The sequence below is a fragment of the Nostoc sp. UHCC 0870 genome (assembly GCF_022063185.1).
GTDB lineage: Bacteria > Cyanobacteriota > Cyanobacteriia > Cyanobacteriales > Nostocaceae > Trichormus.
On the sequence record NZ_CP091913.1, the window covers coordinates 5,697,601 to 5,723,226 of the forward strand.

General features: G+C 43.0%; 20 protein-coding genes. 6 read left to right on the top strand and 14 right to left on the bottom strand.

Translation table 11 applies throughout. From position 1 onward, the window contains the following. Positions 1 to 42 precede the first annotated feature (42 nt). A complete protein-coding gene (locus L6494_RS24190) occupies positions 43 to 1,335 on the bottom strand; it encodes a glycosyltransferase family 4 protein (protein ID WP_237990268.1) in 1,293 nt (430 codons plus the stop codon). A gap of 865 nt (positions 1,336 to 2,200) precedes the next feature. Between L6494_RS24190 and glyS the strand changes: the two genes are divergently transcribed. Beyond that, positions 2,201 to 4,372, top strand: coding sequence for a glycine--tRNA ligase subunit beta (glyS, locus tag L6494_RS24195; RefSeq protein WP_237990269.1), 2,172 nt, complete (start codon positions 2,201 to 2,203; stop codon positions 4,370 to 4,372). A gap of 457 nt (positions 4,373 to 4,829) precedes the next feature. Beyond that, positions 4,830 to 6,206, top strand: a complete 1,377-nt coding sequence (murD, locus tag L6494_RS24200) for a UDP-N-acetylmuramoyl-L-alanine--D-glutamate ligase (RefSeq protein WP_237990270.1) — start codon at positions 4,830 to 4,832, stop codon at positions 6,204 to 6,206. A 109-nt stretch (positions 6,207 to 6,315) separates the two neighbouring features. On the opposite strand, the gene L6494_RS24205 is transcribed toward murD, so the two are convergent. Beyond that, positions 6,316 to 6,888, bottom strand: a complete 573-nt coding sequence (locus L6494_RS24205) for a DUF3611 family protein (protein ID WP_237990271.1) — start codon at positions 6,886 to 6,888, stop codon at positions 6,316 to 6,318. A 212-nt stretch (positions 6,889 to 7,100) separates the two neighbouring features. Between L6494_RS24205 and L6494_RS24210 the strand changes: the two genes are divergently transcribed. Next, positions 7,101 to 7,574, top strand: a complete 474-nt coding sequence (locus L6494_RS24210) for a TspO/MBR family protein (RefSeq protein WP_237990272.1) — start codon at positions 7,101 to 7,103, stop codon at positions 7,572 to 7,574. A 14-nt stretch (positions 7,575 to 7,588) separates the two neighbouring features. Here the strand turns inward: L6494_RS24210 and L6494_RS24215 are convergent, their stop codons facing one another. The 9 genes from L6494_RS24215 to L6494_RS24255 all read right to left on the bottom strand — a co-directional run bounded on the left by L6494_RS24215 (position 7,589) and on the right by L6494_RS24255 (position 16,700). Then, entirely contained in the window at positions 7,589 to 8,293 is a 705-nt protein-coding gene (locus L6494_RS24215; protein WP_237990273.1) for a M15 family metallopeptidase, read from the bottom strand. 120 nt (positions 8,294 to 8,413) lie between these two features. Next, a complete protein-coding gene (locus L6494_RS24220; protein WP_237990274.1) occupies positions 8,414 to 9,640 on the bottom strand; it encodes a hypothetical protein in 1,227 nt (408 codons plus the stop codon). Positions 9,641 to 9,865: 225 nt separating this feature from the next. Further along, on the bottom strand, positions 9,866 to 10,981 hold the full coding sequence (locus tag L6494_RS24225; protein WP_237996254.1) for an LptF/LptG family permease: 1,116 nt from the start codon (positions 10,979 to 10,981) through the stop codon (positions 9,866 to 9,868). Positions 10,982 to 11,242: 261 nt separating this feature from the next. Continuing rightward, a complete protein-coding gene (gene lptB / locus L6494_RS24230; protein WP_237990275.1) occupies positions 11,243 to 11,971 on the bottom strand; it encodes an LPS export ABC transporter ATP-binding protein in 729 nt (242 codons plus the stop codon). 28 nt (positions 11,972 to 11,999) lie between these two features. Then, positions 12,000 to 12,494: an LptA/OstA family protein gene (locus L6494_RS24235; protein ID WP_237990276.1), complete on the bottom strand. Its 495-nt coding sequence runs from the start codon at positions 12,492 to 12,494 to the stop codon at positions 12,000 to 12,002. A gap of 291 nt (positions 12,495 to 12,785) precedes the next feature. Then, a complete protein-coding gene (locus L6494_RS24240) occupies positions 12,786 to 13,178 on the bottom strand; it encodes a DUF309 domain-containing protein (protein ID WP_237990277.1) in 393 nt (130 codons plus the stop codon). After that, entirely contained in the window at positions 13,175 to 13,540 is a 366-nt protein-coding gene (locus L6494_RS24245) for a ferredoxin thioredoxin reductase catalytic beta subunit (protein ID WP_237990278.1), read from the bottom strand. Before L6494_RS24245 ends, L6494_RS24240 begins: the two co-directional genes overlap by 4 nt. 294 nt (positions 13,541 to 13,834) lie before the next feature. Beyond that, on the bottom strand, positions 13,835 to 15,757 hold the full coding sequence (gene fhuB / locus L6494_RS24250) for a Fe(3+)-hydroxamate ABC transporter permease FhuB (protein ID WP_237990279.1): 1,923 nt from the start codon (positions 15,755 to 15,757) through the stop codon (positions 13,835 to 13,837). A 40-nt stretch (positions 15,758 to 15,797) separates the two neighbouring features. Then, positions 15,798 to 16,700 carry an ABC transporter substrate-binding protein gene (locus tag L6494_RS24255; protein ID WP_237990280.1) on the bottom strand — a complete coding sequence of 301 codons (903 nt, stop codon included), beginning with the start codon at positions 16,698 to 16,700 and terminating at the stop codon, positions 15,798 to 15,800. Positions 16,701 to 17,147: 447 nt separating this feature from the next. Between L6494_RS24255 and L6494_RS24260 the strand changes: the two genes are divergently transcribed. Continuing rightward, positions 17,148 to 19,856: a TonB-dependent siderophore receptor gene (locus L6494_RS24260; protein WP_237990281.1), complete on the top strand. Its 2,709-nt coding sequence runs from the start codon at positions 17,148 to 17,150 to the stop codon at positions 19,854 to 19,856. 371 nt (positions 19,857 to 20,227) lie between these two features. Here the strand turns inward: L6494_RS24260 and L6494_RS24265 are convergent, their stop codons facing one another. Then, positions 20,228 to 21,385 carry a DUF58 domain-containing protein gene (locus L6494_RS24265; RefSeq protein WP_237990282.1) on the bottom strand — a complete coding sequence of 386 codons (1,158 nt, stop codon included), beginning with the start codon at positions 21,383 to 21,385 and terminating at the stop codon, positions 20,228 to 20,230. 133 nt (positions 21,386 to 21,518) lie between these two features. Between L6494_RS24265 and L6494_RS24270 the strand changes: the two genes are divergently transcribed. Together L6494_RS24270 and L6494_RS24275 are read left to right on the top strand one after the other, a co-directional pair. Continuing rightward, positions 21,519 to 21,830, top strand: coding sequence for a DUF433 domain-containing protein (locus tag L6494_RS24270; protein WP_237990283.1), 312 nt, complete (start codon positions 21,519 to 21,521; stop codon positions 21,828 to 21,830). Between the two features lie 74 nt (positions 21,831 to 21,904). Continuing rightward, entirely contained in the window at positions 21,905 to 22,228 is a 324-nt protein-coding gene (locus L6494_RS24275; RefSeq protein ID WP_237990284.1) for a type II toxin-antitoxin system RelE family toxin, read from the top strand. 284 nt (positions 22,229 to 22,512) lie between these two features. Here the strand turns inward: L6494_RS24275 and L6494_RS24280 are convergent, their stop codons facing one another. Beyond that, positions 22,513 to 23,304, bottom strand: coding sequence for an OST-HTH/LOTUS domain-containing protein (locus tag L6494_RS24280; protein WP_237990285.1), 792 nt, complete (start codon positions 23,302 to 23,304; stop codon positions 22,513 to 22,515). A gap of 161 nt (positions 23,305 to 23,465) precedes the next feature. Further along, positions 23,466 to 25,256 carry a translational GTPase TypA gene (typA, locus tag L6494_RS24285; protein ID WP_237990286.1) on the bottom strand — a complete coding sequence of 597 codons (1,791 nt, stop codon included), beginning with the start codon at positions 25,254 to 25,256 and terminating at the stop codon, positions 23,466 to 23,468. Positions 25,257 to 25,626: the final 370 nt, after the last annotated feature.

The following is a 25,626-nucleotide window of genomic DNA, read 5'->3' on the forward strand; positions in this document are numbered from 1 at the left end:
AGAGGGGATAGGTGACAGGGGATAGGTGACAGGTGACAGGGGTTATTTGGAAATATCTACAACTGATTTCGGCTGACTCAATTTTTCTGCTTTATCTAAACTTGGTCGTCTTTGACCTACGACATCACAAAATAAATCTTCATAATTCTCAATTGCCTGCTCAAAGGAGAATTTCTCTAGAGCAAATTGTCTACCTTTATATCCTAACGTAGCCGCTAGCTCAGAATCATTGTACAACTCTAATACTGCTGCGGCTAATGCTTCCGGTGACTCTGGTTCTACAATTAAACCTCCACCACTCTCTACAATTACTTTAGCTGCTGTCCCAGTGGCTGGTACTGAACCCACTACCGGACGGCCAGCTGCTAGCAATAGAGGGATCTTAGAAGGCATATTGAAGGAAATCACATTACTTTTCTGTACAATCAATCCCACATCAGCCGTTGCTAACATTTCGGGTAATTGTTCTCTCTTTTGCAATGGTAGGAGTAAAACGTTATCTGCACCACAAGCTAGACAATGTTTTTGCAATCTGGTTAAGGCTGTAGATTCACCCACAATCACAAAACTAATATCTGGAATATGGCGCAAATAAGCGGCGGCGGCGATGACAGTTTCTAAACCTTGCGTCAGGGCGATGTTACCAGAGTACATCACCACAAATTTGCCATCTAGTTGGTGAGTAGTTCTCCAAGGGTTATTCTTAGGTAAGGGACGAATGAAATTAATATTGACCCAATTGGGAATACAAACCATCTTTTGTGGATTGACTCCCTTATTCACTAAATTTTCTAAGAAGCCATCGGAAATTACGCTAATTTTAGTAGCATGACGGTAGGAAAATTTCTCTATTGCTTCACAGACCCGAATCATCAGCTTATTTGTCATCAGTCCCACACGAATCGCTGCTTCTGGTAAAATGTCTTGTACGTTCAGGACTACAGGACATTTATACAGACGACCTAGTAAGATGGCTGGTAGTGAAACTAGTAGTGGCGGTATTGTCAGGAGAATGACATCAGGACGCTGACCATTGAAGGCTTGCGGCAAACTGCTAAATATAAAACTTAATTCTAAAAGCAACCGATCTATCAGGTTGGGCTTTGATTTAATTCGCAGATAACTACGCTGAATCTTTACACCATTTTTTTGTTCTGTAATATACCACTTACCCCTATATCCTTCGTAGATTTCTCGTTGGGGATAATTAGGCATTCCCGTAATTACCCGCACTTGATGACCCTGTTCTACTAAACCTTCTGCCAGTTCGGTAATCAAAGGTGCGATACCGATCGGCTCTGGGTAATAGTTGTAAGAATAAATCAGAATTTGCATGAGATATAGATGAATTTTGTAGATCAGCCTGAAAAAACGTGTGCAGTCAATGTCAACTAAGTTTTGTTGGTGTTCAGAGGGCTGTTTTCGGAAGAATTTTCACCATATATAGTTTTGTATAAGAGAGATGTAATCTAAATTTTTACGTGAATACAAAAATTTATAACCCAAATTTTTACAACTTACAGCAGAAGAATTACATACCAGTAGCATCTCAATCCCTAACTAAAACTTAAAATTATTAGTTTTGAGATTCCATCGCAATCAAGTTATCAAAACAATAGGTTTTTGTCTGTGTTTATATTTTTGCTCGATATTGTTAATCTTTCTTAAACGCACATTGTAGTTTTATATTCACTAATTATGAGGGTATTTACTGTGTATTTATCAAATCTTTAAAATTGTCGGCAAATTTTTATTTAAATATTAAAAATTTATTTAGTTATACGTCTCTGTAGGCTTGCTATGGCGTTTATCAAAGAATTTGGTTTGAAAACAGGGGAAACGGATATAAATTGTTTTGACAAAATATAACTTATATGGATATAGAAAAAGGGGAGTATTAGTAGGTTAATATCAATCTAATAGATGTATATGTAGAGAATTTGATGGTAAATTGGTTTCTATAAGAATCAATAAAATGGAGTGAAGTAGTATTCTCAATCAAAAGAATTAGACAAAATTTAGAAATGAAGCTACCACCAAAAATCACAATTGCAGATCATTTTAACTAAATCTAGCCAGCAACAATTAAACCAGTTGAAGCCTTAGTAGCTTGGCATGGTCTACGTCAGCATTGTGGCAAGGTAAACTGTTGGAATTGACCAATAATAGTTAAGCTACGCAAAGTTAAAAACAGAGTCCTATGTCGGCATTTTTATTAGAAGTTGGTACAGAAGAACTACCTGCAAGCTTTCTGAGTGGTGCGATCGCACAATGGCGATCGCGTATTCCCCAAAGTTTAGCAGCCCATAGCCTCGCCTATGAATCTGTAGAAGTGTACGGTACTCCCCGGCGGTTGGCGGTACTGATTACTGGTTTACCATCTCAGCAACCAGACAGAGAAGAAGAAATCAAAGGGCCACCAGCCCAAGCAGCTTTTAAAGATGGTCAGCCTACCCAAGCTGCTCTAGGCTTCGCTAAAAAGCAAGGTGTAGCGATTGAAGCGTTAGAAGTGCGCCCCACCGAAAAAGGGGATTTTGTGTTTGTGCAGAAAAGCATCCCCGGCCGGCCTGTGGCGGACATATTGACGGAACTTGTCCCCCAGTGGATTTACACTTTGGAAGGTAAGCGGTTGATGCGCTGGGGGGATGGGGATGTGAGGTTTTCCCGTCCCATTCGTTGGTTAGTGAGTTTGTTAGATGAGTCGGTGTTGCCCATTGCATTAGAGAATGGTGCAATTAAGATTCAGAGCGATCGCATCTCTCACGGTCATCGCGTTTTACATTCCGAAACTGTCACCATTCACAACGCTAGCGATTACGTTAAAACCCTGCGCTATGCTTACGTAATTGTAGACCCCCACGAACGTACAGCCTTAATTCAAGAACAAGTACAGGCGGCGGTTGAGAAACTCAACGGTAGTACAGAAATGTACCCCGATTTGTTAGCGGAAGTTACTAACCTTGTAGAGTGGCCTTCCCCAGTGGTGGGTAAATTTGAAACTGAATTTTTAGCCTTACCCACGGAAGTAATTACTACTGTGATGGTAAGTCACCAGCGTTATTTCCCGGTGTTTAAGGCTGGGAGTGCAACTACACTGCAATCATATTTTGTCACCGTTGGCAATGGCGACCCCAACAAAGCAGAGATTATCGCCGTGGGGAATGAAAGGGTAATCAGAGCCAGGTTAGCAGATGGGCAGTTTTTCTACAAATCTGACTTATCTAAGGCGTTGGAGAATTACTTACCCCAACTAGAAACTGTCACCTTCCAAGAAGATTTGGGTTCTTTGCGTGCCAAGGTAGATCGAATAGTTAAGATTGCGGGACGAATTAGCAGTCAACTGCAATTAACTACAAGTGCTTCTCAACAGACCGAAAGAGCAGCATTATTATGTAAAGCCGACCTTGTAACCCAAATGGTCTATGAATTCCCAGAGTTACAGGGGATTATGGGTCAAAAATATGCGATCGCTAGCGGGGAATCAACGGAAGTCGCGACGGCAATTTTTGAGCATTATTTACCACGAGGTGCTGATGACATCCTTCCCCAAACCTTAACAGGTCAAGTTGTCGGTTTGGCAGATAGACTCGATACCTTAGTCAGTATCTTGGAATTGGGAATGATGGGGTTGGCAGCCAAACCCACTGGTTCATCTGATCCGTTCGCCTTGCGACGTGCAGCTAACGCTGTTATTAACATCACATGGGCAGCTAATTTGCCAATAAACCTGAAAAATTTATTGGATCAAATCTCAAAAGACTTTGCGGAAAAACATTACATCAGCCAAGACCAAGCAGAGATTAACGCAGTTTTTAGAGATGACTTTTTCTTACAACGGATTCGTACCTTGTTGCAAGAGGAAAAACAAATTGATTACGACTTGGTAAACGCTGTTTTAGGCGAAAATGACCCAGAATATACAGAAAGGGCCTTAGAGGATTTATTAGATGTACGCGATCGCGCTTTATATCTGCAACAAATCCGCCGCGACGGGACACTAGATAAAATCTACGAAACCGTGAACCGTTCTACACGGCTAGCTGCTCAAGGTGATTTGGATACCAAACAGCTAGACCCCACAAGTGTAGTCAGTCCCGAACTGTTCCAAAAGTCTTCCGAATCAGCCTTTTATGAAGCCTTAGTCAAACTAGTACCGCAAACCCAAGCCGCACAACAATCACGCAACTATCAACTGTTAGTAGCAGGACTGGAAAATATCGCGCCAACGGTGGGTAATTTCTTTGATGGGGCGGATAGTGTTTTAGTGATTGATCCTGACCCAGAAATTAAGCGGAATCGGTTAAATTTGCTAGGATTATTGCGAAATCATGCCCGTGTTTTAGCTGACTTTGGGGCAATTGTAAAAAATTAGGGTGTAAGGGTGTAAGGGTGTAAGGGTGTAAGGGTGTAAGGGTGTAAGGGTGTAAGGGTGTAAGGGTGTAAGGGTGTAAGGGTGTAAGGGTGTAAGGGTGTAAGGGTGTAAGGGTGTAAGGGTGTAAGGGTGTAAGGGTGTAAGGGTGTAAGGGTGTAAGGGTGTAAGGGTGTAAGGGTGTAAGGGTGTAAGGGTGTAAGGGTGTAAGGGTGTGAGGGTGTAAGGGTGTAAAGGTAGATGAAATTATCATAATTTGGTGAATTTCGCAGTCCTCACTGATAACTCGATGAAAAACCTGCCCTTAAACTTACCCCCACACCCCTATACCCCTATACCCCTATACCCCCACACCCCTAAATTTGAAAAATCTGTAGCGTAAAGCAACAAAACATGGTGTAATTTTTGCCAATTAGCGGTAACATAATGAGTGCTTAACCAGGGAACTCTGCCACAGTCTATGTCCAACGCCCATATCATTGGATTCGGAAAATCCGGTATTGCTGCGGCGAGATTGTTGAAACGGGAAGGTTGGGAGGTGATGCTTAGTGACCGTAACACCTCCGAAATCCTTCTCAAACAACAACAAGCACTTGCCGAGGAACAAATCACCGTTAAATTGGGGCATTCACTAGAATTAGATGGTGCTGATTTACCCGATTTAATTGTTGTTAGTCCCGGTGTGCCTTGGGACATACCAGCGTTAGTAAAAGCGCGAGAATTGGGCATAGAAACAATTGGCGAAATGGAATTAGCTTGGCGAAATTTGCGATCGCTCCCTTGGGTCGGAATCACCGGCACTAACGGCAAAACCACCACCACCGCCTTAATCGCTGCAATTTTTCAAACTGCTGGATTTGATGCCCCAGCTTGTGGTAATATTGGCTATGCTGCCTGTGAAGTAGCTTTAGCTGAAAAAGCACCAGACTGGGTAATCGGAGAAATGAGCAGCTATCAGATAGAATCTTCTGTGTCTTTAGCTCCTCAGATTAGCATCTGGACGACTTTTACCCCAGATCACCTAGCTCGTCATCAAACTATAGAAAATTACTACAACATCAAAGCCAAGCTGTTACGTCAGTCTCAATTGCAAGTATTCAACGGCGATGATGCTTATCTGCAAAAAGTGGGCGTAACTGACTGGCCGGATGCCTACTGGACAAGTGTTAAAGGTAAAGACTTTCTGATTGGGGAAAAAGGCTTTTACATTGAAGATGGTTGGGTTGTAGAGCAGTTACAAGCCGATTCTACGCCCCAAAGAATCATTGAAGCCTCAGCCTTGCGGATGGTGGGAGCGCATAACCAGCAAAATTTACTCATGTCCGTAGCCGCAGCACGATTGGCGGGGATTGCACCAGAGGCGATAGATAAAGCAGTGCGAGACTTCCCCGGAGTTCCCCACCGTTTAGAGCATATCTGCACTTGGGAAGGCATTGATTTTATTAACGACAGCAAAGCCACTAACTACGATGCGGCGGAAGTCGGACTAGCATCTGTGAGTAGTCCAGTGGTGTTAATTGCTGGTGGTGAAGCTAAACCAGGGGATGATACTGGCTGGTTAGCAAGTATTCAAACTAAAGCGGCGGCTGTCTTGCTAATAGGTGCAGCTGCAACAGCATTTGCCCAACGTCTGCAAGAATTAGGTTATAGCAATTATGAAATTGTGGAAACAATGGAGAATGCAGTGCCTAGAGGTGCAGAGTTAGCCAAACAACATCAAGCATCTGTAGTATTACTATCTCCAGCTTGTGCTAGCTTCGACCAATACCCTAATTTTGAAGTACGGGGCGATCGCTTTCGGCAGTTGTGTTTAGAATTCGTCAAAGAGGGAGTATAAGGTGCAAATCAAAGAAAAACTTCCCTCCTCTCTGTCACCTGTCCCCTGTCACCTGTCCCCTGTCACCTGTCACCTGTCCCCTGTCCCCTGTCACCTGTCCCCTGTCACCTTAATGTTGATGCAATTTTTCTAATAACCACATCGAAGCTACAGTTCCGATAAAGTGAGCAGCAATACCATTAATATTTGCTACCATCACAAACACATCCAAGGCGCGGATAATTTTATTAGGATCAGTGATAGCCACTCCTGGGGGTTGGGAAATAGATTTTGCGATCAACACTCCCAAGGTTGCACCCGCACCTAAAAGACTTAATAGAATCCCTACTAAACCTACAATTATCCCTACTTGAATAATTCTAGTTGTCTCTGCTTTACTAGGATGTAGAGTTGGGTTAGGGTTATCCAACCGCTTACCGATGCGAGTGTAACGAAAATTCCAATACACGCTAAACAATAACGCCACAACTCCGCATATAGCCCAGAATATACCGATACCGAGTCCAGCATTTGGTTGAGCAGCAAAGTCACGACCAGTGGAAGCAAATAGCAGCACTAATCCAGAAACTACAACTAGTGTCAGTTGCACCCAAAAAGTAACCCAGCCTGTGAAATTAATAGTCTTGGCAATTCCATGCAGCGAACTATGTGCTGGCGATCGCGTTTCTGTTTCAGCTTGCATATATCTGATTACCTAATTTCCCCATCACCAGCATATTTTTACCCCTGAGCCTTTACCCCCACCTACAGACATAACCACTGCCACATCTTCAGGCATAAAATTAGACAAACTCAACATTTCTCACTTAGGATTGATGAGCAATTTGGCATTAATCTGACAAAATTAAAGCTATAGCCAGCGATGATGCTCCGCGATCGCAAGGAATAGAAGACATGATTAAATCTTGGATGGTGATTGGAGGTGTCGCTTTTGTAGTGGCCTTAGCAGCAAATTGGATTACACCAAGCGATCGTCAGTGGTTTAACCGCTTACAAAGACCTAAATGGCTCACCTTTGAAGCCGCAATTCCTATTATTTGGACTGTCATCTTTATCTGCGGTGCATGGTCAGCTTATATTGTTTGGGAACGCCAACCAGATACAAACCCAACTTGGTTACTCATGGGTTTATACCTACTATTAGAAATAGTCACAATCGCCTATACACCAGTTATGTTCAGGCTTCGCAGTCTTCATGTGGGTACACTTCTCGGTGGCACAGGTTTTACTATCTGTATTATTTTAGCCATTACAGTCTTAACTGTTTCTGGTTGGGCAGCATTATTATTAGTTCCCTATTTACTTTGGAGTCCCATTGGTACATATACCACTTGGCAAATGATTCAGATTAACCCTCAAGATGCTTAGTAGGTGTTCCCTGTTCAGTACAAACGCCCATAACTGGCTGTGGCTTGATTATTTAGCCAAGCCCACATTTGATCACCGTAACAAAAATGCCACCATTCTTTGGGGTTGCGTTGAAAACCAGCTTTTAACATGACATCGTACAATAACTGACGATGGGTGTGATAGTAGTGTGCATTTGGATGATCCCTATGAGCATAGTAATCGGGATGCGATCGCTCTGACATTTCATCTATCGGCGAACCCATATCGATAATCTGTCCAGCTTCATCTACCAGGGTAATGTCTACGGCTGCACCTGTACTATGAGGAGGAGGGGTTTTTTCATCCATACTGGGTACAGCCCAAATTTCATACACTGCTTCCCAAATCTCTTGGCTTTGCTGGGGTGTTAACTCAGCTTCAGTTAGCCCCCGTTCCTGTAATGCTGTAGCAAAGCTGTAATCTACCATAAACTGCTGCACAGCCACCGGGCGATAAGCATCAAATATCTGAATGCGCCAATTAGGACGCAGCAATTGCAGATAATTCTGAGCTTGAATTAAATTCTCAACTACACTCTGGCGGAGATAATAAGGAGAATAATTCCCGTAACTAGCACCTAGCTTTTGATAAGGATGAGGAGATTCCACGGCAAACATTTCTAACGGAATCTCTACCAACCGTTCACCACACTCCAGAATTGGGATCTGATGATACGGCCTCACTTGATAAGTTTGCATTAAATTTAGATAAATACTCAAACTAGGGAAAAATTTTTGCTTTATTCTCTGTGTCTCCGTGCCTCTGTGGTTCATTAAATTATTTTTTACCACAGAGGCACAGAGAACACAGAGTTAAGATTATTTCCGTTGGGGTTGGCTAATATATGGATTGTATGGAACATTAGGTTGGGGAAGTTGATTGGGTTGCTGCCAGATGGAATTACCATAACTATTTGGTACTAATGGCGTTGTGTTTGTCATAACACCTGGGCTGGGATTGCGGATAGTGTAGGGGCCAATAATTGGTGATGTCCGCGTGATGACTGGTGTTGTTACTTGTACTTGGTTAGGCGAAACCTGACTGTTATTCAAGTTATTATTAGAATCCGGTTGGATGTAGCCAGGTCTAGCATTTAACCCTGTGCTAGATGAAAGAGGCTGAACGTTGAGGTTATTGTTAATACCCGGCTGGAGATTGGGCGTATTTGGTTGAATATAATTTGTGGAAGGATTTAGTCCCGTATTAGGTGAAAAACTTTGACTGTTATTGAAGTTATTGTATCCAGTTGGCTGAATTGAATTTGTAGGTGAATTTAATCCTGTACTAGGTGAAAAACTTTGGTTTGGTGAGATGCTAGTAGGTGCAGTCTGTATTAATCCTCCATAAGAAGAATTGCTTAGAGGGTTAATCGGTGATGAAGTTGCACTATTAATAGTCGATAGATTTTGATTATTTGGTGGGTTAACAACGGTTGTTAAAGAAGTAGTAGAATTATTATTTTGATTCTGATTAGTTTGATTAACTAGTCCTGTTCCCACACCCGGAGAATTGGCATTGGCTGCTGTTGATTCAGCCGATGAATCCAAAGATTTAAAACCTAATAAATGATTATTATCAGTTGCTCCAAACCTTAATAAATTTTGGGTTTGTGAGACAAACAGGTTTTGATTTTGAGAGGTAGCTAGGGTATTAAGACTATTAGTAATAGGTTTTGATTTCTGCTCGGTAGATTGTTTTTTACTAGCGGCATCCAGTAATGGGTTTTTGCTGTTATCGTCTGGCGGATTATTTGTAGGTGTTGGCAAACTCAATTGTTCATTTGTGCCAAACAATAATGGTAAATTATCAATATCAGCTGCGATCGCTCTATCTTCAGCCGAAAGTGAAGCACTCAGAGGATCTGAAGCACTCACCGCGTTATCTGGCCTTTCACCAAATAGATCCGGGTTTGCCCAATATTCTTGAATCACCAGACCAACTACAGATAGAAAAATGGCTGTTCCCCAAAAACTAGGTCGCCCCAAATTCATTAATCTGGCTTTGAGATAGCGTAAGTAAGCAGGGGGATAACGACGATTTTTCATAATGAAATATAAGTAAATTTAATGTGTATTTAATGGGAATGGGCATTACTAAATTTTTCCCTGTCACCTGTCACCTGTCACCTGTCACCTGTCACCTGTCACCTGTCACCTGTCACCTGTCACCTGTCACCTGTCACCTGTCACCTGTCACCTGTCACCTATTCCCTATCACCTGTCACCTGTCACCTGTCACCTATTCCCTATCACCTATTCTCACGCTAAAATTTACTTTTGGGCAACACGTATTAATAAAAATGTACCTACTCCCAAAAAAATAAAGTTAGGCAACCAAGCACCAACGAAGGGAGAAACTACACCGGCTTGTCCTAAAGCCCCGGTAATAAAGCCCAGTAGATAATAAGAAAAAATTACAATCACACTAATCCCAAAACTTGTACCTCGTCCGGTGCGTTGTGGTATAGTTCCCATTGCTGCACCGACTAAGCCAAAAACTACGCAGACAAAGGGCAAGGCAATTTTTTGCTGAATCCTGACTTCTAGTTTACGAATTTTTTGGCGATCGCCTGCCAATCTTTCCACAGTTAGCTGTTCTAAAGCCTCTGCAATATTCATCTCGCCATAGTCGCGGCTTTTTTCTGCCAAACTTAAGGGAGTGCGGGGAAGCTTTAATTGTTGCTTTTCAAATCTTAAGATATTGCGATAAGAGCGATCGGGAGCTACTAAATAAATTGTCCCGTTATAAAAATCCCAAACACTTTGCGAGCCATTCCACTCGGCGGATTCTGCTACCACAATTTGATTTAACCCTTCCGTAGAACGGTCTATAATAGTTAAACCTTTCATCCGCCTACCATCAAACTGGTCAGCATAAAACAGCCGCGTCAGCATCCTGTTTTTCGTGCCATCTGGATCTACAACTTCCCGGTATTCTGGATAAAAAATATTCTGTTGCTTAATAGTTGGTTTATCTGACTTAATAGCAGCGTTTAAGGTGAGAGTGGCTTGGTAATTTGCAGCTGGTGCAATTTGTTCGTTAAATACAAAAGTCATACCAGTCACGACAAAACTCAGCACTACCGCCGTTAGCACCATCCGATAGACGCTGACTCCACAACCTCGCATAGCAATGAGTTCGCTCTCACTCGAAAGACGACTATAAGCCATCAAAGTCGCCAACAGTGTAGACATGGGGAAAGCTAAAACGATGAAATTAGGCAGCTTTAATAAAAAAACCTGAACGGCAATATCAATGGATAGTCCAGATTCTACGATTCTGCGTACTAACTCAAATACTGCATCAATGGTGACACCAATGGAAGAAAAAGCCCCAACCCCAAATAAAAATGTTGGCAGTAGTTCGCTAGCGAGGTAGCGATCCATAATTGTAAAAGGCAGCAATGATTTGAGGCTGTAGAAAACCGGGAAATTTTTGGACACCATGATTTAATTCGTAATTCTTCATTAGGGGTGTAGGGGTATAAGGGTGTAGGGGTGTAGGGGGGTTCAGGCGTTGGACGAGGTTTCAATCTGGACTTACGTCCCGCTACGCTCTAAGCGCAGCTATGCCGCAGGCTTTACGTAATTCGTAATTGGGTATTGGGGTAAAATCTGCTTTGCTATCCTCCTACTACCTCTGCTCCCCTAAACTTGGAAATTATCGCCTAAATAATACTGTCGCACTAGTGGATTGTTGTATAGTTCATCAGCCGTACCATAGGCTAGAATTTGTCCTTCGCGCATGATGTAGGCGCGGTCGGTAATGGCTAGGGTTTCGCGGACGTTGTGATCTGTAATTAAGATGCCCATGCCGCGATCGCGCAGTTGTGCGACAATATGCTGAATCTCATGTACTGCGATCGGATCAACCCCTGCAAAGGGTTCATCTAAAAGTAAGAACTTTGGCCCTTCTCTCCCTGCTGCTAAGGCTCTGGCTAATTCTGTACGCCGTCTTTCTCCGCCAGATAGTTGAATCCCTTTGCTTCTAGCTAATTTCTCTAAGCGAAACTCCCGCAATAAAGTTGTTAATCGCTTTGACCATTCCCGTCGCGGTACATTGGTTTGCTCTAGCACCAACAAAATATTATCTTGGACTGAAAGTTGACGAAAAACACTCGCTTCCTGGGCTAGATAGCCAATGCCCAACCGCGCCCTTTTGTGCATTGGCAATCCAGTAATATCTAAACTATCTAACCAAACTTTCCCCTGATTAGGTTTTTCTAAACCTGTGGCAATGTAGAATGTCGTTGTTTTACCAGCCCCATTGGGGCCAAGTAACCCGACAATTTCACCCTGAGCTACAGAAAGGTTGACGCGATTGACAATTACTCGCTTGCCGTAAGATTTGTGAATATTTTCTAAAACAATTTTCACTATTTGCGGACTTTCTTAATGGTTGATGCTAATTAGCAGGCTTGAATGCTGGTGTGTTGGGGGCAGGTGTACTATTTCCAGTGTCAAGTGCTGAATCTTCCACCATATAAATAGACTCTACTTGACGACTAGATTGGGGTAAGGCAACAAATCGCCCTTCATCAATCAAATATGTTACCCTTTCGGCGCGCATACTGTTACCGCCTTGTTGCAAAATATAGACATTACCACTGAAATCAATCCGGCGTTCCTTGCTAAAATATTGGGCTTGACTTGCTGTAGCCTGAATCTGGCGAGCAGGATACAACATCTGTACATTACCACGAGCAGTTATCACCTGATTTTTTGAGTCATATTCTTGGATGTCAGAGCGGATAGTCAGGGGACGATTTCCGGCTGTTGTTTGTGCAGTAGCTGTTTGTAGTTGATTGGGGAAGGATAAAGCACTAAAGAATGTAGCTTGTAACACCAAGGCTAATCCAAGGCGGCGCATTTTTGATGAAGATTGATCACAGGGCATCATAACAATTTAAGATTCGGGATGGTGGATGATATATTAAGGTATCTCCAGCATTTTTTCCATAAATAAAAGCTCCAATCGGGAGTCAATTGGGCTAAATACTGGCTAAAGCTTTGACGCTTCACTAAATCTTAAAGTTTCTTCAATAGTTAAGCATGAATTTAGAACCCCGGTTTCTGTGAGAAACGGGGGTTCTGTAAGTTTTCATTTTTTGTTGGTAGTAAGGACTTTAGTCCTGATTGGTTCGCGTAGGGTTCGCAACAGAGGACTAAAGTCCTCACTACGAACTGAAATTCAATTATCAATCAACACAATTTTGGGTAAGGGTAAGGCTGGATTGTCACTAAGGTTATCAGTATTATTTTTATCTAAGTCAATCACTTGTATTACCTGTAACAAGACTCCGCTCTGGTTTCGTAATTCATCTACATCAATACCACCGTAACTAGATGGGTAACGCCGCAGGCGATTACTGCCTTCTCCTAATAAAATGGCTGCACCCCGCCAGTTACGATTACCCATGTGATAAAGAGCCACAGCAATTTGGAGAATGCCTTGATAAAAGGTTTTTTCTGGTTCGCTGGCTTCAATCCATAAAGCCTCTAGGGTGTCATGACAGGCGTAGAACTGTTCAGAATTAAATTGCTCTACACCTTGCCAATACTCCGGGGGCATTGTATCGCTCATCCCATGCTCTCTCGCACTTCTTTAATGGTTTCTAGCGCAATTTCTTGCTGTTGTCCCGCAAACTCGTTGTCTGGGGTGAGAAACAGCATACAATGGCACTCTTTGCGTTCTCTCATTGGCACACAAGGACAGTTCCAATATGTAGCCTTAACTTCTGCTTCTTTATCTTCATAGTGGCGACAGGGACACAAAGGCGCACCCAGGTCGTCTTTATGTTTAGCTAGTCCTTCAATCACAACCGCAGTCACGGAAGGTTCAGCACAAAAGAAAGTTCCTGTACGCTTGGCATATTGTTCTGAAAAATGGCGCATCGCCTCTAGACTTTTATCGGTGGATGTTGTGTTCGCTTCTGATGAGATCATTGGGATCGGCAGCTCATAATTTAAATATTTCTTTGCATTGTACCGCAGCAACACTAGGCTATTGTTGGGGAGATATCCCCAAGCTGAGTTTTTAAATTTTGCCTGAAAGCGATGGGAAACTCAATCCCCTTGTGCTTGAGGCATAGGGCATGGGGAAGAAGTTACGAATGCCGGTGTGTAAATCCCCGTTACAACACGTAATTGCGTAAAGCCTGCGGCATAGCTGCGCTTAGAGCGGAGCGGGGCGGGAGCATCGTTGCGAATTGCGAATTGCGAATTGCGAATTGATTGTGATCATCTCCTGCTGAGTCCTAGCAGCCACAGAAAATAAGGTGTACCAATTAGCGCAGTTACTAACCCAGAAGGAATTTCTTTTGGAGCTAAAAGAACACGCCCAACAGTATCAGCTAAAATGACTAAAATCGCGCCTAAAATAGCAGCTATGGGTACTAGCTGGCGGTGTCGAGAACCTACTAATAAACGTGCAGCATGGGGAGCAATTAACCCGACAAAGCTAATAGTTCCTACTGTGGATACAGCCGCAGCTGCTAAAGCCACTGCGATCGCTAATATTACACCACGGGCTTTTTGTAAACGCATCCCCAAAATTCGCGGTAAATCTTCCCCTAACGCCATCACATCCAATTTACGGGCAAATAACCACCCCAAAGGCAGTAAAATCAAGGGAAACGCTAATAATTGCCATACTTCATCCCACTGACGAGCGTAGGTACTTCCAGCTAGCCACACCAAAGCCTGAGCTACCTGCAATTTGGATTTGACTACCAACAAGTTAATTCCAGCCGCACAAAACGCAGACACCGCAATTCCTATCAAAGCTAGCCGCGCTGGTGCTACACCGTTTTGCCAAGCTGCTAGATAAACGACACCAAAGGCGACAATTGCACCAATAAAAGCGGCTATTGGTATGAATGTTACAGGTATATCAGGTACTAATAGTAATACCAGTAACGCCCCCAAACCTGCCCCTGACGTAATCCCCATAATTTCCGGTGCAGCTAGGGGATTGCGGACAACTCCCTGCAATAATAAGCCACTAATTGCTAAAGATGCACCTGCTAATAATGCTACCAGTAAGCGAGGCAGACGTAAGTATAAGACTATCCTTTCTGTGAGTGCGTCACTGTTTCCCAGGATGACTGGAATAAGTTGATGAATACCTAAATTAATATTGCCGAGGGATAACCCCAAAACCATCACCATTAACAGGGAAAGAACCCCAGCAAACAGTAAAACAGGATACGGGAGACGGGATTTGATTAAACCATGATTTCCCCCTGTTTTACTCAATAGACGAGGCGATGAACGCACCAACCAGACTAAAAACGGTGCGCCTAATAAAGCTGTGATACCACCCGCAGGTAATTCACTAGATATTTGCTGTGCTACTAAATCAGCAGCTAGTAAGACTACTGCACCCCACATCGCCGCCGATGGTAATAAAATTCGGTGTTGGCGACATCCCATTAATTTCCCAATGTGGGGTGCAACTAAACCTACAAAGCCAATCGGCCCGACTACACTCACGGCAACGGAGGCTAAAAAGACGGCTAGTAAGGTACTGCATAAACGTGTCCACTGGACTTTTGCACCGAGAGAACGGGCTACATCTTCGCCTAACAGGAGGACATCTAAGGGTTTGGCGATGAGGAAAACTGCGATCGCTCCTAATAATACTCTAGGTGCAGCGTAAATACTTCCTTGCCAATTGGTTTGTAGTAACGAACCTGCACCCCAAAAAAATAAATCACGGGTTTGGTTTTCGTAGAGTAGTTGTAAGGCGGAAGTGAAGGCGGCTAAGGCTAGGGAAACAGCCATTCCTGAGAGGGTGAGGCGAATGGGGGTGATTTCTTTCCCGGTTATGGCGTAGACGAGTAAGGCTGCTAATAATCCACCAGTGAATGCTACCAATAAAGGCGACCAAGTAAATATCTCTGGTGCAAAGATGGTGGTGGCGGTGACGGCTAAATATGCGCCTGCGTTGACTCCTAATGTGGCGGGTGAGGCTAGGGGGTTACGGGTGACTGTCTGGAATAGTGCGCCGGCTATTCCTAAAGATGCGCCTGATAAGATTCCGATGACTGTGCGGGGTAGTTTGATGTAGAGGAGGATGTCTTCTGGGGTGGTGATGGGGTTGCTGTGGAGGAGGAGGAGGGGGAGGAGGATGAGGATTGGGGTGAGGAGGGGTTTGAGCATGGATTTGAAACGCAGAGGGGCGCGGAGGTTAACGCAGAGGTTACGCAAAGGTTTGGATGATTTTTTCTGTGAGGATTTGGGCTGATAGGGGGCCTCCGAATAGCCAGGTGTCTGGGGCGATCGCATACAATCTGTTTTGTTGGACGAATTGTAGTTTTTTCCAGACGGGGTTATCTTCTAGTTGTTTTTGGTAGGGGCTGTTGGGTGCGGAAATATAGATGAAGTTGGCGGTTTCTACTTTTGGTAATGCTTCTATCCAGACTGTGTTGAAGCCAAAACGGTCAAATTCTCCTTTCCAGGCGTTTTTTAAACCGATGGCGGTGATGATTTGTGCAGCCATTGAGTTATCGGTAAAAAGGCGGAGTTGGGGGGTGTTGTCGCTGAATTGTCCGAGGACGAAATCAGGTTTTGGGGTGTTTTTGATGCGGGTGGTTGCTGTTTGAAATTGGGTTTGCATCTGCTGAAGGACTTTCTCGGCGACATCTCGACGGTTGACGCGTTCCGCAATTTTGAGGAATGTTTGCTGCATCTCATCAAGTTGATTCGAGTTGTTCGCCGAGGGGTAGGGGTTAAATATGAGGGTGGGGGCGATCGCAGATAAGGTATCGTAAATAGTTTGATGTCTTAACTCTACACCTAAAATTAAATCTGGTTTTAATTGCGCGATCGCTTCTAAACTCGGTTCTTGGCGTGTCCCAACATCAACTACACTCTCATCTAGGGATGGTTCTACATTCACATATCGTTTATAGCCCTGGATATCTGCAACTCCTACAGGCTGGATTCCTAAAGCTAAAAGGTTTTCCGCATACACCCATTCCAGGGCGATTACTCTCGTTGCAGTTGGATTAGCAGCTTGGGGACGAGGAGAACGATTACAAGCCACCGTCAAAGCCGAAGCAGTCGCCGCAGTTAAAAAGGCACGTCTAGTAAATTTGCTCATACTGTTATTGATTTGATTACTAACTGCATTTAGCTTCTAGGTATGCTATTGAAGATGATAAATGAAGTTTATTGCAAAACTATAGCGACAATTTGATTTTAGCTTGATCAGACGCTTATTTATGACCGGAAGAGGCAGGGGGGAAGGGAGCAGGGAGCAGGGGGAGCAAGCCCTTTCCCCATGCGTGGAGCGGAGCGGAACATGGGTACAAGCCCCGTCCTTCTAGGACGCTTATACGGGGCGCAGTCCAAGCTCTGTCCCGGTCTTCCCCCTTGCCCCCTGCCCCTTTTCCTCTTTTTGACCACATACATGAAATCCATGCCTGAAGTACGCTGATAAAGTCATGGTTTTTTAAAACTTTCAATAAACTACTTGTATAAGTTCTCAAATAAAGATATTTTTATAAGTCTAAAGACTATTGCGAATGCAAATCAATAAAAATCTGCGATGGATGATGTCACTAGTCATGATCCAGTCGCAACTTTTAGGTGTGAAGTGAAAATGCAACCCGGAAACATCCTTTTTCTTCTCTTGCTTACAGGCTCTATTTACTCATTCATCAACCACCCTGCAAACAGTCAGGAAGCAGCATCACCAACAGAGGAAATCAAAACGTCATTTCCCTATACCCCTACACCCTTATACCCCTACACCCCTTTACTAACACAATCACCAACACCTAACCCTCAAACATTGATTCAAGTGACTGGTGTGAAGGTTGTTCCGACAGATAAAGGTGTAGAGGTAATACTAGAAACCACCGCCGCCGAACAGTTGCGGGTAGCAACACAAAATCAAGGCAATAGTTTGATTGCTAATATCAGTAACGCTCAACTCAATTTGGCTCAGGGAAACACATTCAGCCAAGACAACCCAGCCAAAGGTGTAACAGGTATCACCATCGTTAATCAAGATGACAATACTATTCGGGTGACGGTAACAGGTGAGCAAAGCCTTCCCAGAGTTCAGTTCTTTGATAGTGATCAGGGTTTAATTTTAGCCTTCACACCTACAGAAGTAGCAGCTGATTCTCCCACACCGCCAGAAACACCAGAGAATGAACCGCAAACCCCAGAACAACCAACTGCGGAAACAGATGAACCGATTGAACTGGTGGTGACAGCCACACGTACAGAAACACCGTTACAAAATATCCCGCGTTCAATTACCGTCATTAACCGCGAACAAATTCAGGAACAAGCCAGTACTTCCCGTAATTTAATCGAAATTCTGGGTAAAACAATTCCTGGGTTAGCATCGCCAACACAAAGTGCTAGTAATTTCGGTTTGACTCTGCGGGGACGTAATCCCCAAATATTAATTGATGGCGTTCCCCAATCTACAACCCGTAATGCGTCACGGGATTTGAGAACGATTGATACGGCGGCGATTGAACGAATTGAAGTGGTACGCGGCCCTAGTGCAATTTATGGTGATGGTGCTACTGGGGGTGTGATTAATATCATTACCCGCAAACCCACTGAAGAAAGTTTGACTTCGCGGACAGAAGTTGGTGTGAATGCAGCTTTGGGTAATTTAGAAGGAGAAAGTTTTGGGACGAATTTACAGCATTTTCTCTCAGCCAGACAGGGGAATGTCGATTTTACCTTTAACTTTGCTGTAGCGAAAACTGGCGGCTTCTTTGATGCTCAAGGCGATCGCATTCCTTCTGATCCTAACGCCCAAGGTGGCTTTTCTGATGCTTCTAGTATTAACTTATTTGGGAAGTTTGGCGTTGATATCGCTACCAATCAACGTCTACAACTCACTTTTAACCGCTTCGATGAGAAGCAAGATACAAATATTGCCAATGATCCTAGTGTTAATACTATCCCAGGCAGACAAAAGGCTCGTGCTTTGGACGGGTTAAGTTTGGACGAAAAGCCGGGGAATGAAAATACATTCATCAACCTGCAATACACCCATGACGATTTATTCAATAGCAAACTACAAGCACAGTTATATTATCGGGATTATCTCACCCGCTTCTTTCCCTTTGATGGTCGTAACTTTGCCAGTTTAGGGAACGAAATCATCCAATCACGGGTGGAATCAGAAAAGTATGGCGGACGCTTACAAATAGAAACACCTTTATTTAACCAAGGTGCAGCTAAACTACTTTGGGGTGTCGATTACTCCAAGGAAGATACATCCCAACCTGTATCGGTATTTGATCAAGCTGCGTTTGCTGCTAGTGGGGGGTTAGCATTTCGCAAAACAGGCGATCGCTCTTGGACTCCGCCTTTAGAATTAAGGAATCTGGGATTGTTTGCTCAGTTGAATTGGGAGATAGGCGATCGCTTAGTATTGAATGGTGGTGTCCGCTACGAAAATGCTGATGTCAGCGTCGATGATTTCCGCACCTTAGCTAATCCCAACGTCACTATTGCCGGTGGCGATTTAAACTTTGATGCGACTCTGTTCAATGTCGGCGCAGTCTACGCCATCAATCCGCAAATGAGCGTTTTTGCGAACTATGCTCAAGGTTTCTCACTCTCAGATATTGGGTTAGCACTCCGCAACGCCCGCCCAGGTTTTTCTGTAGAAACTCTTAATCCTGAACCGCAAAAAGTCGATAACTATGAAATTGGGATTCGGGGACAATGGGATACTCTCCAAGCTTCTCTCTCAGCCTTTTACAATGAGTCAGAATTAGGTACAACCTTCACCGCACCCGGGACTGTAATTCGCGCCCCAGAACGTATATATGGTTTGGAAGCAGCCATTGACGTACAACCGAGTTCCCAATGGCAAATAGGCGGGACATTTACCTTAATTGGGGGTGAAATTGATACTAATAATGATGGTGATTACGAATCTTTAGATGGCTTTAGAATCCCTCCCTTAAAAATTACCGCCTATGTAGAAAATGAGACTTTACCCGGTTGGCGAAATCGTCTGCAAGCTTTGTTATCTGGGAATCGAGAAGTCTTTACTGCTAATACTACCGCCTTTGGTAGAAGACCTGTAGAGAGTTATTTTGTAGTCGATTACATTAGTAGTGTGAAGTTCGGCACAGGTACATTACAAATAGGACTAGAAAACCTTTTTAATACTCAATATTTTCCTGTAGTTTCGCAATTACAAGCTAGTGATAGTGCTTACGCTGCGGCTAGAGGTAGGACTTTGAGTATTAAATATTCTATTGATTGGTAGCTTCTGGAAAATGTCAGTACAATTCGCAATGGGCTTCGTCCCGCTTCGCTAACGCAATGGGCTAACGCCCCGCTACGCTAACGCAATGGGCTAAACGCCCCGCTTCCGCTCTAAGCGCAGCTATGCCGCAGGCTTTACGCAATTAATGCCCACGGATAAATCCGGGGGCTTGAACCAAGCAAAGTTTAAAATGTTTCTATCAATAAATAAATAATGGTGCAAGTACCATCAAGGAATAATTGGTCATTGCGAATGAAGCGAAGCGTAATGAAGCAATCGCAAGGGCTGGGATTGCTTCGCTCCGCTCGCAATGACTGTAAATATTTTTGTCCAACTACTTAAAACCAATCCGAAAAACGCATCACAGCATTTCATGAATCTAAAGGTTTTTGTAATTGCGATCGCAAGGCCTGTTCTTTTTCGATGATCATCCCAGGATAATCTCTATTAACCATGACTTGCTCTGTAGCTGATTGTATATCTTGCCACAGCACCCAACGACTACCTTGAGGCAGTTGAGAAAGACCTAGAGGGTTTTGTGTTAACCAAATCAAAGGATGCCGCAATTCTAGTTTGCTAGCATCTTCGTGATATCTAGTAGCTGCTAGAGTTTCTAAAACCGAGCGATCGCCTTGAACTAATCCTGTGGCAGATGTGAATAGTTGCACCTGTAATTGCTGACGCTGTGCGTAAAAATACAGTGAAGCTGCGGCAATTACTGCTTGTTCAAAGTTTTCAGCTTCCCAACTACCAGCACTATCCAGAGCAATAATAATTTCCTGTCCACTTGTAACCATTTCTAATTCCCGCACCCGCAATTCACCGTAACGTGCGCTAGTCCGCCAGTGAATGAGACGGGTAGGGTCGCCAAGACGGTAGGGACGGAGCGATCGCACTAACCCTGATGTGGATGTCTGCAAAGGTTTCCCCCGATACTCACTCCGGTTACTTTCTGCTTGCCCGATTTCATCTACAAGGGGGCAAGTAGTCAAGGGTAAGACGGTAGGATAAACAATGGCTGTCGCTTCACAGTGATGCTGACGGCGACTCCAAAACAATCCTAAAGGCGCACCAGTACCCAGTTCAACATTGTGCCAGCGATATACACCCCGGTGTTGGGTAGGTTGGTCATACACCCAACGGTAACTTTCTTGACTGGCAATGGATTCAATCCCCTGTTGGACTGGTTTTCCTAAGACAAAAGGTAATATATCTGCAACTTGCAATAAGCTGACAGGTTGCTTAGTTTGATTGCGGATTTCTAATTCTAAGATTAAATCATCTCCGGCAGATACCGGTGGAATCGGGCGACGAGTGACAGATAGACCATTGAGCGATCGCGGGGGTAAAAATGCAGCTATACCCAAGAGGGCAAAACTCACGCCGCTAATAGCGTAAAGCCAGCCAGCCATTGTATTAATCGCTGCACCGAAAAAACAAACAGCAATTCCCGCTAGTACCCAACCGGTGTATGCAGGGGAACTAGCATGGATTTCTAACCAGTTAGTGATGGGTTTGATCATTTTCATGTTTCTTTTTTAACCCAACACTGATGGAAAGTCACAGAGTCAACTATAAGAAAGTATTAGAAGCGATCAACTTTGTCAGAGCCAGGACTACTGTATATGATTAAAGTATGGAACAAACATGGAATATTAATTGATGCAGTTGGTCAGTCAGGAGTATATTGAAATCGCCTCTGATATACGGAGTGGAAAACCTCGAATTGCTGGTACTCGCATTGCTGTAGAGGATGTGGCGATGATGTACTTAAAGCTAGGGTATTCTTTGGCCGATATTGCTGGTAAGTATGACCTATCACTGGCATCTGTTTATGCAGCAATGGCTTATTACTTTGATCACCGAGACGAGATTGATTACCGGACAGCAGAAGAGGATGATTTAGTTGAGGTACTAAAGCAAAATCATCCCTCATATCTTCAAGAGAAACTCAGACAGTTGAGAAATGAGTGAACACATTCGCTTGGATTAGATTGGATTAGCGATATAATCTTATAAATATTATCTACAAGAATGCTGTCTTTGTTATGAATTCAGGTATTGAATCTAATAATCAACAGTTAAAGAAAAATCAAGTAGTTTTACTTGATAAAGCCCGAATATCGCTTGATACTTTACAAAATAAAAATAAAGAGGAAGTTATTCGTGCTATTCATAGTCTAGAAGAATTTCCTAATTTTTCTACAATTCAAATTCATCAACTGAAATCTATTCCAAATTATTTCATTGGGCGAGCAGGCATATATAGGATTATTTTTGACTTTAAGCCTGGGGAAATAACTATTATTGATATAATTAATCACGATCGCCTGGAGATATTATATAGCTCATTAAAAGAGAGTGAAAAATGAAAGGTCTAGATTCTTTTACCCTAGACCTTAAACAGTGTCTATATGAGCTTGATGATTTGGAAAAATTGCTTAACAGTAATAATGAATTAAAAGAAAATCAGGATGTACTTCCCTTCTTTAAACAGAGACTACATCTATCCGCATTTATCTAGTCGCTTTTTGAGTGCTTCAGTTTTCATGACCTCACAGTTTATTCACAGTGTTCAATATAGTTTGTAAAATAGAGGTGTTTCTGTATAGCGATCGCTAATCATCATAGCTTGATACGTTTTTAACTTTCTTATTCATAATTTTTTGCTTTTATATAGAATAATACTCTGTTGGCTATTTTGCATTTCGCGGACTTCAAATAAACCGGATGCTTTTAAAACACCTTTAAGATTTTTAATGCCATATCTCTTAGGCGTACATTCAGGATCTATCTTTTTGATGAATTCCCCTGCTTTTGCTAACGGGGTCATATTATTCCTTGTGGCTATATTTATTTCAGCTAGTTGTAAAAGGTTCACGATTCTTGTATTTTCCCATACGGTCTCACAAGGATCAGAAAGATTTATATACTCAAATTCAAACATAACAGATTTTTTGAATTCACTGTGCAACCTTTGAATCTCTAGATGGGACTCACCATGAGTTTTTTGCAGTAAATCAAGCAAAATGAATACAAGTACTTCTATTTCCTTATAAAAATAAATTGCTTCTTGATATTGTTCATTTAAGCAAATAAGGCAAGTTTTACAACCTTCTTCAGTGGTTAATATATTCAAGCCTTGCTTATCACCAAAATGATGAACGAGTTGGTTTCTCTTATTAACGATATTTTTTAGGTTTTTGGCATAGTAATCAACATTAGAATCAGTAGATTTAACAAGGCTATTTACTAGCAAGCCTAGAGTTTTTGCCTTGACGAATTCCCTTTGTTTGCGTATATCATCAATATCTTTTTGTGGAGCAGTTGGATGAGATATAAATGGAAGAATTATCTTTAACCCTTTTTCTATTTGCTGAAATAGTAATATATTTCTGCCAACCTGTTTTAAAACTTTATCAATTAAATTACGATATTCACTTTCCATAATATAATTATTAAATTAAAACTGCTACATCATTAATTCAGTATAAAGTTAATAATTAAAATTTTTATATGTAATATCTCTGAAGTGTATCAAGAAAAACTCACTGGAGAAAAAAAGCCCACATCAGTGGGCTTTCTAAATTAATTAAGTTACGGCTTTACTTACCGTTTCGCCAATTTCTTCGACATCTTCCGTAGACGGATTGATTGGGGTGTAACTTCGACCAACTCATCAGGGCCGATGTATTCCAACGCGCGTTCTAAACTCATGTCTATTGGGGCTTGCAATTGAACCAATTCATCACCACCAGCAGCGCGGTGATTGGTTAACTGCTTGGTTTTGCAGACATTTAATTCTAAGTCTTGAGGGCGATTGTGTTCACCAACAATCATGCCTCTGTAAACTTTAGTACCAGGAGTAATAAAGAATGCTCCTCTATCTTCAGCGTTCTTCATAGCGTAGAAGGTAGAAACGCCTTCTTCAAAGGAGATTAGCACACCTTTGTTACGAGCTTCAATATCACCACTGAGTTGACGGTAATCTAAGAAACTGTGGTTCATGATGCCTTCACCGCGAGTCATCCGCATGAATTCACCACGGAAACCAATCAAACCACGGGCGGGAATAACAAACTCTAGCTGAGTGCGATCGCCACTTCCAGGTTGCATATCTTGCATTTCGCCTTTGCGTTGTCCTAGGCGTTCGATACAGCTACCAACAGCATCAGCAGGAATGTCTAAAACCAAGAGTTCAAAAGGTTCGCAAGGTTGACCGTTGATTTCTCGGTAAATTACTTGTGGTTGGGAGACTTGAAACTCAAAACCTTCGCGGCGCATGGTTTCGATTAAGATGCCCAAGTGCAGTTCTCCACGACCGGAAACTAGGAATTTATCGGGAGAGTCGGTTTCTTCCACCCGGAGAGCAACGTTGGTTTCTAGTTCGCGGAATAGGCGATCGCGTACTTGTCTGGATGTCACCAATTTACCTTCTTGACCAGCAAAGGGTGAATCATTTACCCAGAAGGTCATTTGTAAGGTAGGTTCATCCACTTTAATGAGTGGTAAAGCTTGGGGTTCGTTGGGGTCAGTAATTGTTTCGCCAATGTAAGCATCAGCAAAACCAGACACCGCCACAATATAACCTGCGGTAGCTTCTTCCATTTCTACCCGCTTTAGCCCTTCAAATCCCATCAGCTTGGTAATTTTACCCTTGACAATGCTGCCATCTTCTGTTACTAGAGCAGCTTGTTGTCCAGCGCGGATTGTACCGTTGTGAATTCTGCCAATGACAATTCGTCCCAGATATTCAGAATAATCTAAGGTTGTGACTTGCAATTGTAGGGGCTTGTTGATATCGCCTACTGGGGGTGGAACGTGTTGCAGAATCGCATTAAATAGGGGTTGCATATCTACCGATTCTGCTTCTAAGCTTTCCTTAGCATAACCGCCCATACCGGAGGCGAACAGATAGGTAAAATCACACTGGTCTTCGTCTGCACCTAATTCCAAGAACAGATCCAACACTTTATCCACAGCAACGTGGGGGTCAGCTTGGCCACGGTCAATTTTGTTAACAACAACAATGGGGCGCAGCCCTTTTTCCAAAGCTTTTTTCAACACAAAGCGTGTTTGGGGCATGGGGCCTTCATTGGCATCAACAATCAGCAGACAGCCATCAACCATGCCGAGTACGCGCTCAACTTCACCACCGAAGTCAGCGTGTCCTGGAGTATCAACAATATTGATCAGTGTTTCTTTGTAGCGAACAGCTGTATTTTTCGACAGAATAGTAATGCCCCGCTCTCGCTCTAAAGCGTTGGAGTCCATGACGCAATCCGGAACGTCTTCGCCTTCGCGGAAAATGCCGGATTGTTTGAGGAGTGCATCAACCAGGGTGGTTTTGCCGTGATCTACGTGGGCGATAATGGCGACGTTGCGAATTGGGAGCGTCATAGAAGCTTTTTAGTGAAGTCTAGGGGGAATTTTGAGATTTACATTTTGGTCTAGGCTGTTTTAACAGAATTGGGGATGATCAGCAAATTCTGTAAAGAAGCTTTAATAATTCTAGCGTAATTGTCACAATTCTACAGGTCTTTGTAAATGTAGCTGAGGTTGATAAAATCAGTCAGCCTGTGGAATTTAGCAGATTTCTACTTTACACAACGGGACTTAAACAAAAATAGTAGTGGTAACAACCCCTCTTTATGATGGACGAAAAAGCTTGCCATTAGATACTGTTTTGAGCCTTAAACATCTGCAATACACCCCGACACTTAAAGCTCTCAAATTTCTTTTGAAGACAGTCTCTAAATTGAATACTATC

Excerpts from the sequence above, each read along its gene's own strand:
- L6494_RS24210 (WP_237990272.1), top strand. The coding sequence starts at position 7,101 with ATGATTAAATCTTGGATGGTGATTGGAGGTGTCGCTTTTGTAGTGGCC.
- murD (WP_237990270.1), top strand. The coding sequence starts at position 4,830 with ATGTCCAACGCCCATATCATTGGATTCGGAAAATCCGGTATTGCTGCG.
- L6494_RS24260 (WP_237990281.1), top strand. The coding sequence starts at position 17,148 with ATGGATGATGTCACTAGTCATGATCCAGTCGCAACTTTTAGGTGTGAA.
- L6494_RS24225 (WP_237996254.1), bottom strand. The coding sequence starts at position 10,981 with ATGGATCGCTACCTCGCTAGCGAACTACTGCCAACATTTTTATTTGGG.
- L6494_RS24205 (WP_237990271.1), bottom strand. The coding sequence starts at position 6,888 with ATGCAAGCTGAAACAGAAACGCGATCGCCAGCACATAGTTCGCTGCAT.
- fhuB (WP_237990279.1), bottom strand. The coding sequence starts at position 15,757 with ATGCTCAAACCCCTCCTCACCCCAATCCTCATCCTCCTCCCCCTCCTC.
- L6494_RS24275 (WP_237990284.1), top strand. The coding sequence starts at position 21,905 with ATGAATTCAGGTATTGAATCTAATAATCAACAGTTAAAGAAAAATCAA.
- L6494_RS24215 (WP_237990273.1), bottom strand. The coding sequence starts at position 8,293 with ATGCAAACTTATCAAGTGAGGCCGTATCATCAGATCCCAATTCTGGAG.
- L6494_RS24190 (WP_237990268.1), bottom strand. The coding sequence starts at position 1,335 with ATGCAAATTCTGATTTATTCTTACAACTATTACCCAGAGCCGATCGGT.
- typA (WP_237990286.1), bottom strand. The coding sequence starts at position 25,256 with ATGACGCTCCCAATTCGCAACGTCGCCATTATCGCCCACGTAGATCAC.
- L6494_RS24270 (WP_237990283.1), top strand. The coding sequence starts at position 21,519 with ATGCAGTTGGTCAGTCAGGAGTATATTGAAATCGCCTCTGATATACGG.
- L6494_RS24220 (WP_237990274.1), bottom strand. The coding sequence starts at position 9,640 with ATGAAAAATCGTCGTTATCCCCCTGCTTACTTACGCTATCTCAAAGCC.
- L6494_RS24245 (WP_237990278.1), bottom strand. The coding sequence starts at position 13,540 with ATGATCTCATCAGAAGCGAACACAACATCCACCGATAAAAGTCTAGAG.
- L6494_RS24235 (WP_237990276.1), bottom strand. The coding sequence starts at position 12,494 with ATGATGCCCTGTGATCAATCTTCATCAAAAATGCGCCGCCTTGGATTA.
- L6494_RS24240 (WP_237990277.1), bottom strand. The coding sequence starts at position 13,178 with ATGAGCGATACAATGCCCCCGGAGTATTGGCAAGGTGTAGAGCAATTT.
- L6494_RS24280 (WP_237990285.1), bottom strand. The coding sequence starts at position 23,304 with ATGGAAAGTGAATATCGTAATTTAATTGATAAAGTTTTAAAACAGGTT.
- glyS (WP_237990269.1), top strand. The coding sequence starts at position 2,201 with ATGTCGGCATTTTTATTAGAAGTTGGTACAGAAGAACTACCTGCAAGC.
- L6494_RS24265 (WP_237990282.1), bottom strand. The coding sequence starts at position 21,385 with ATGAAAATGATCAAACCCATCACTAACTGGTTAGAAATCCATGCTAGT.
- L6494_RS24255 (WP_237990280.1), bottom strand. The coding sequence starts at position 16,700 with ATGAGCAAATTTACTAGACGTGCCTTTTTAACTGCGGCGACTGCTTCG.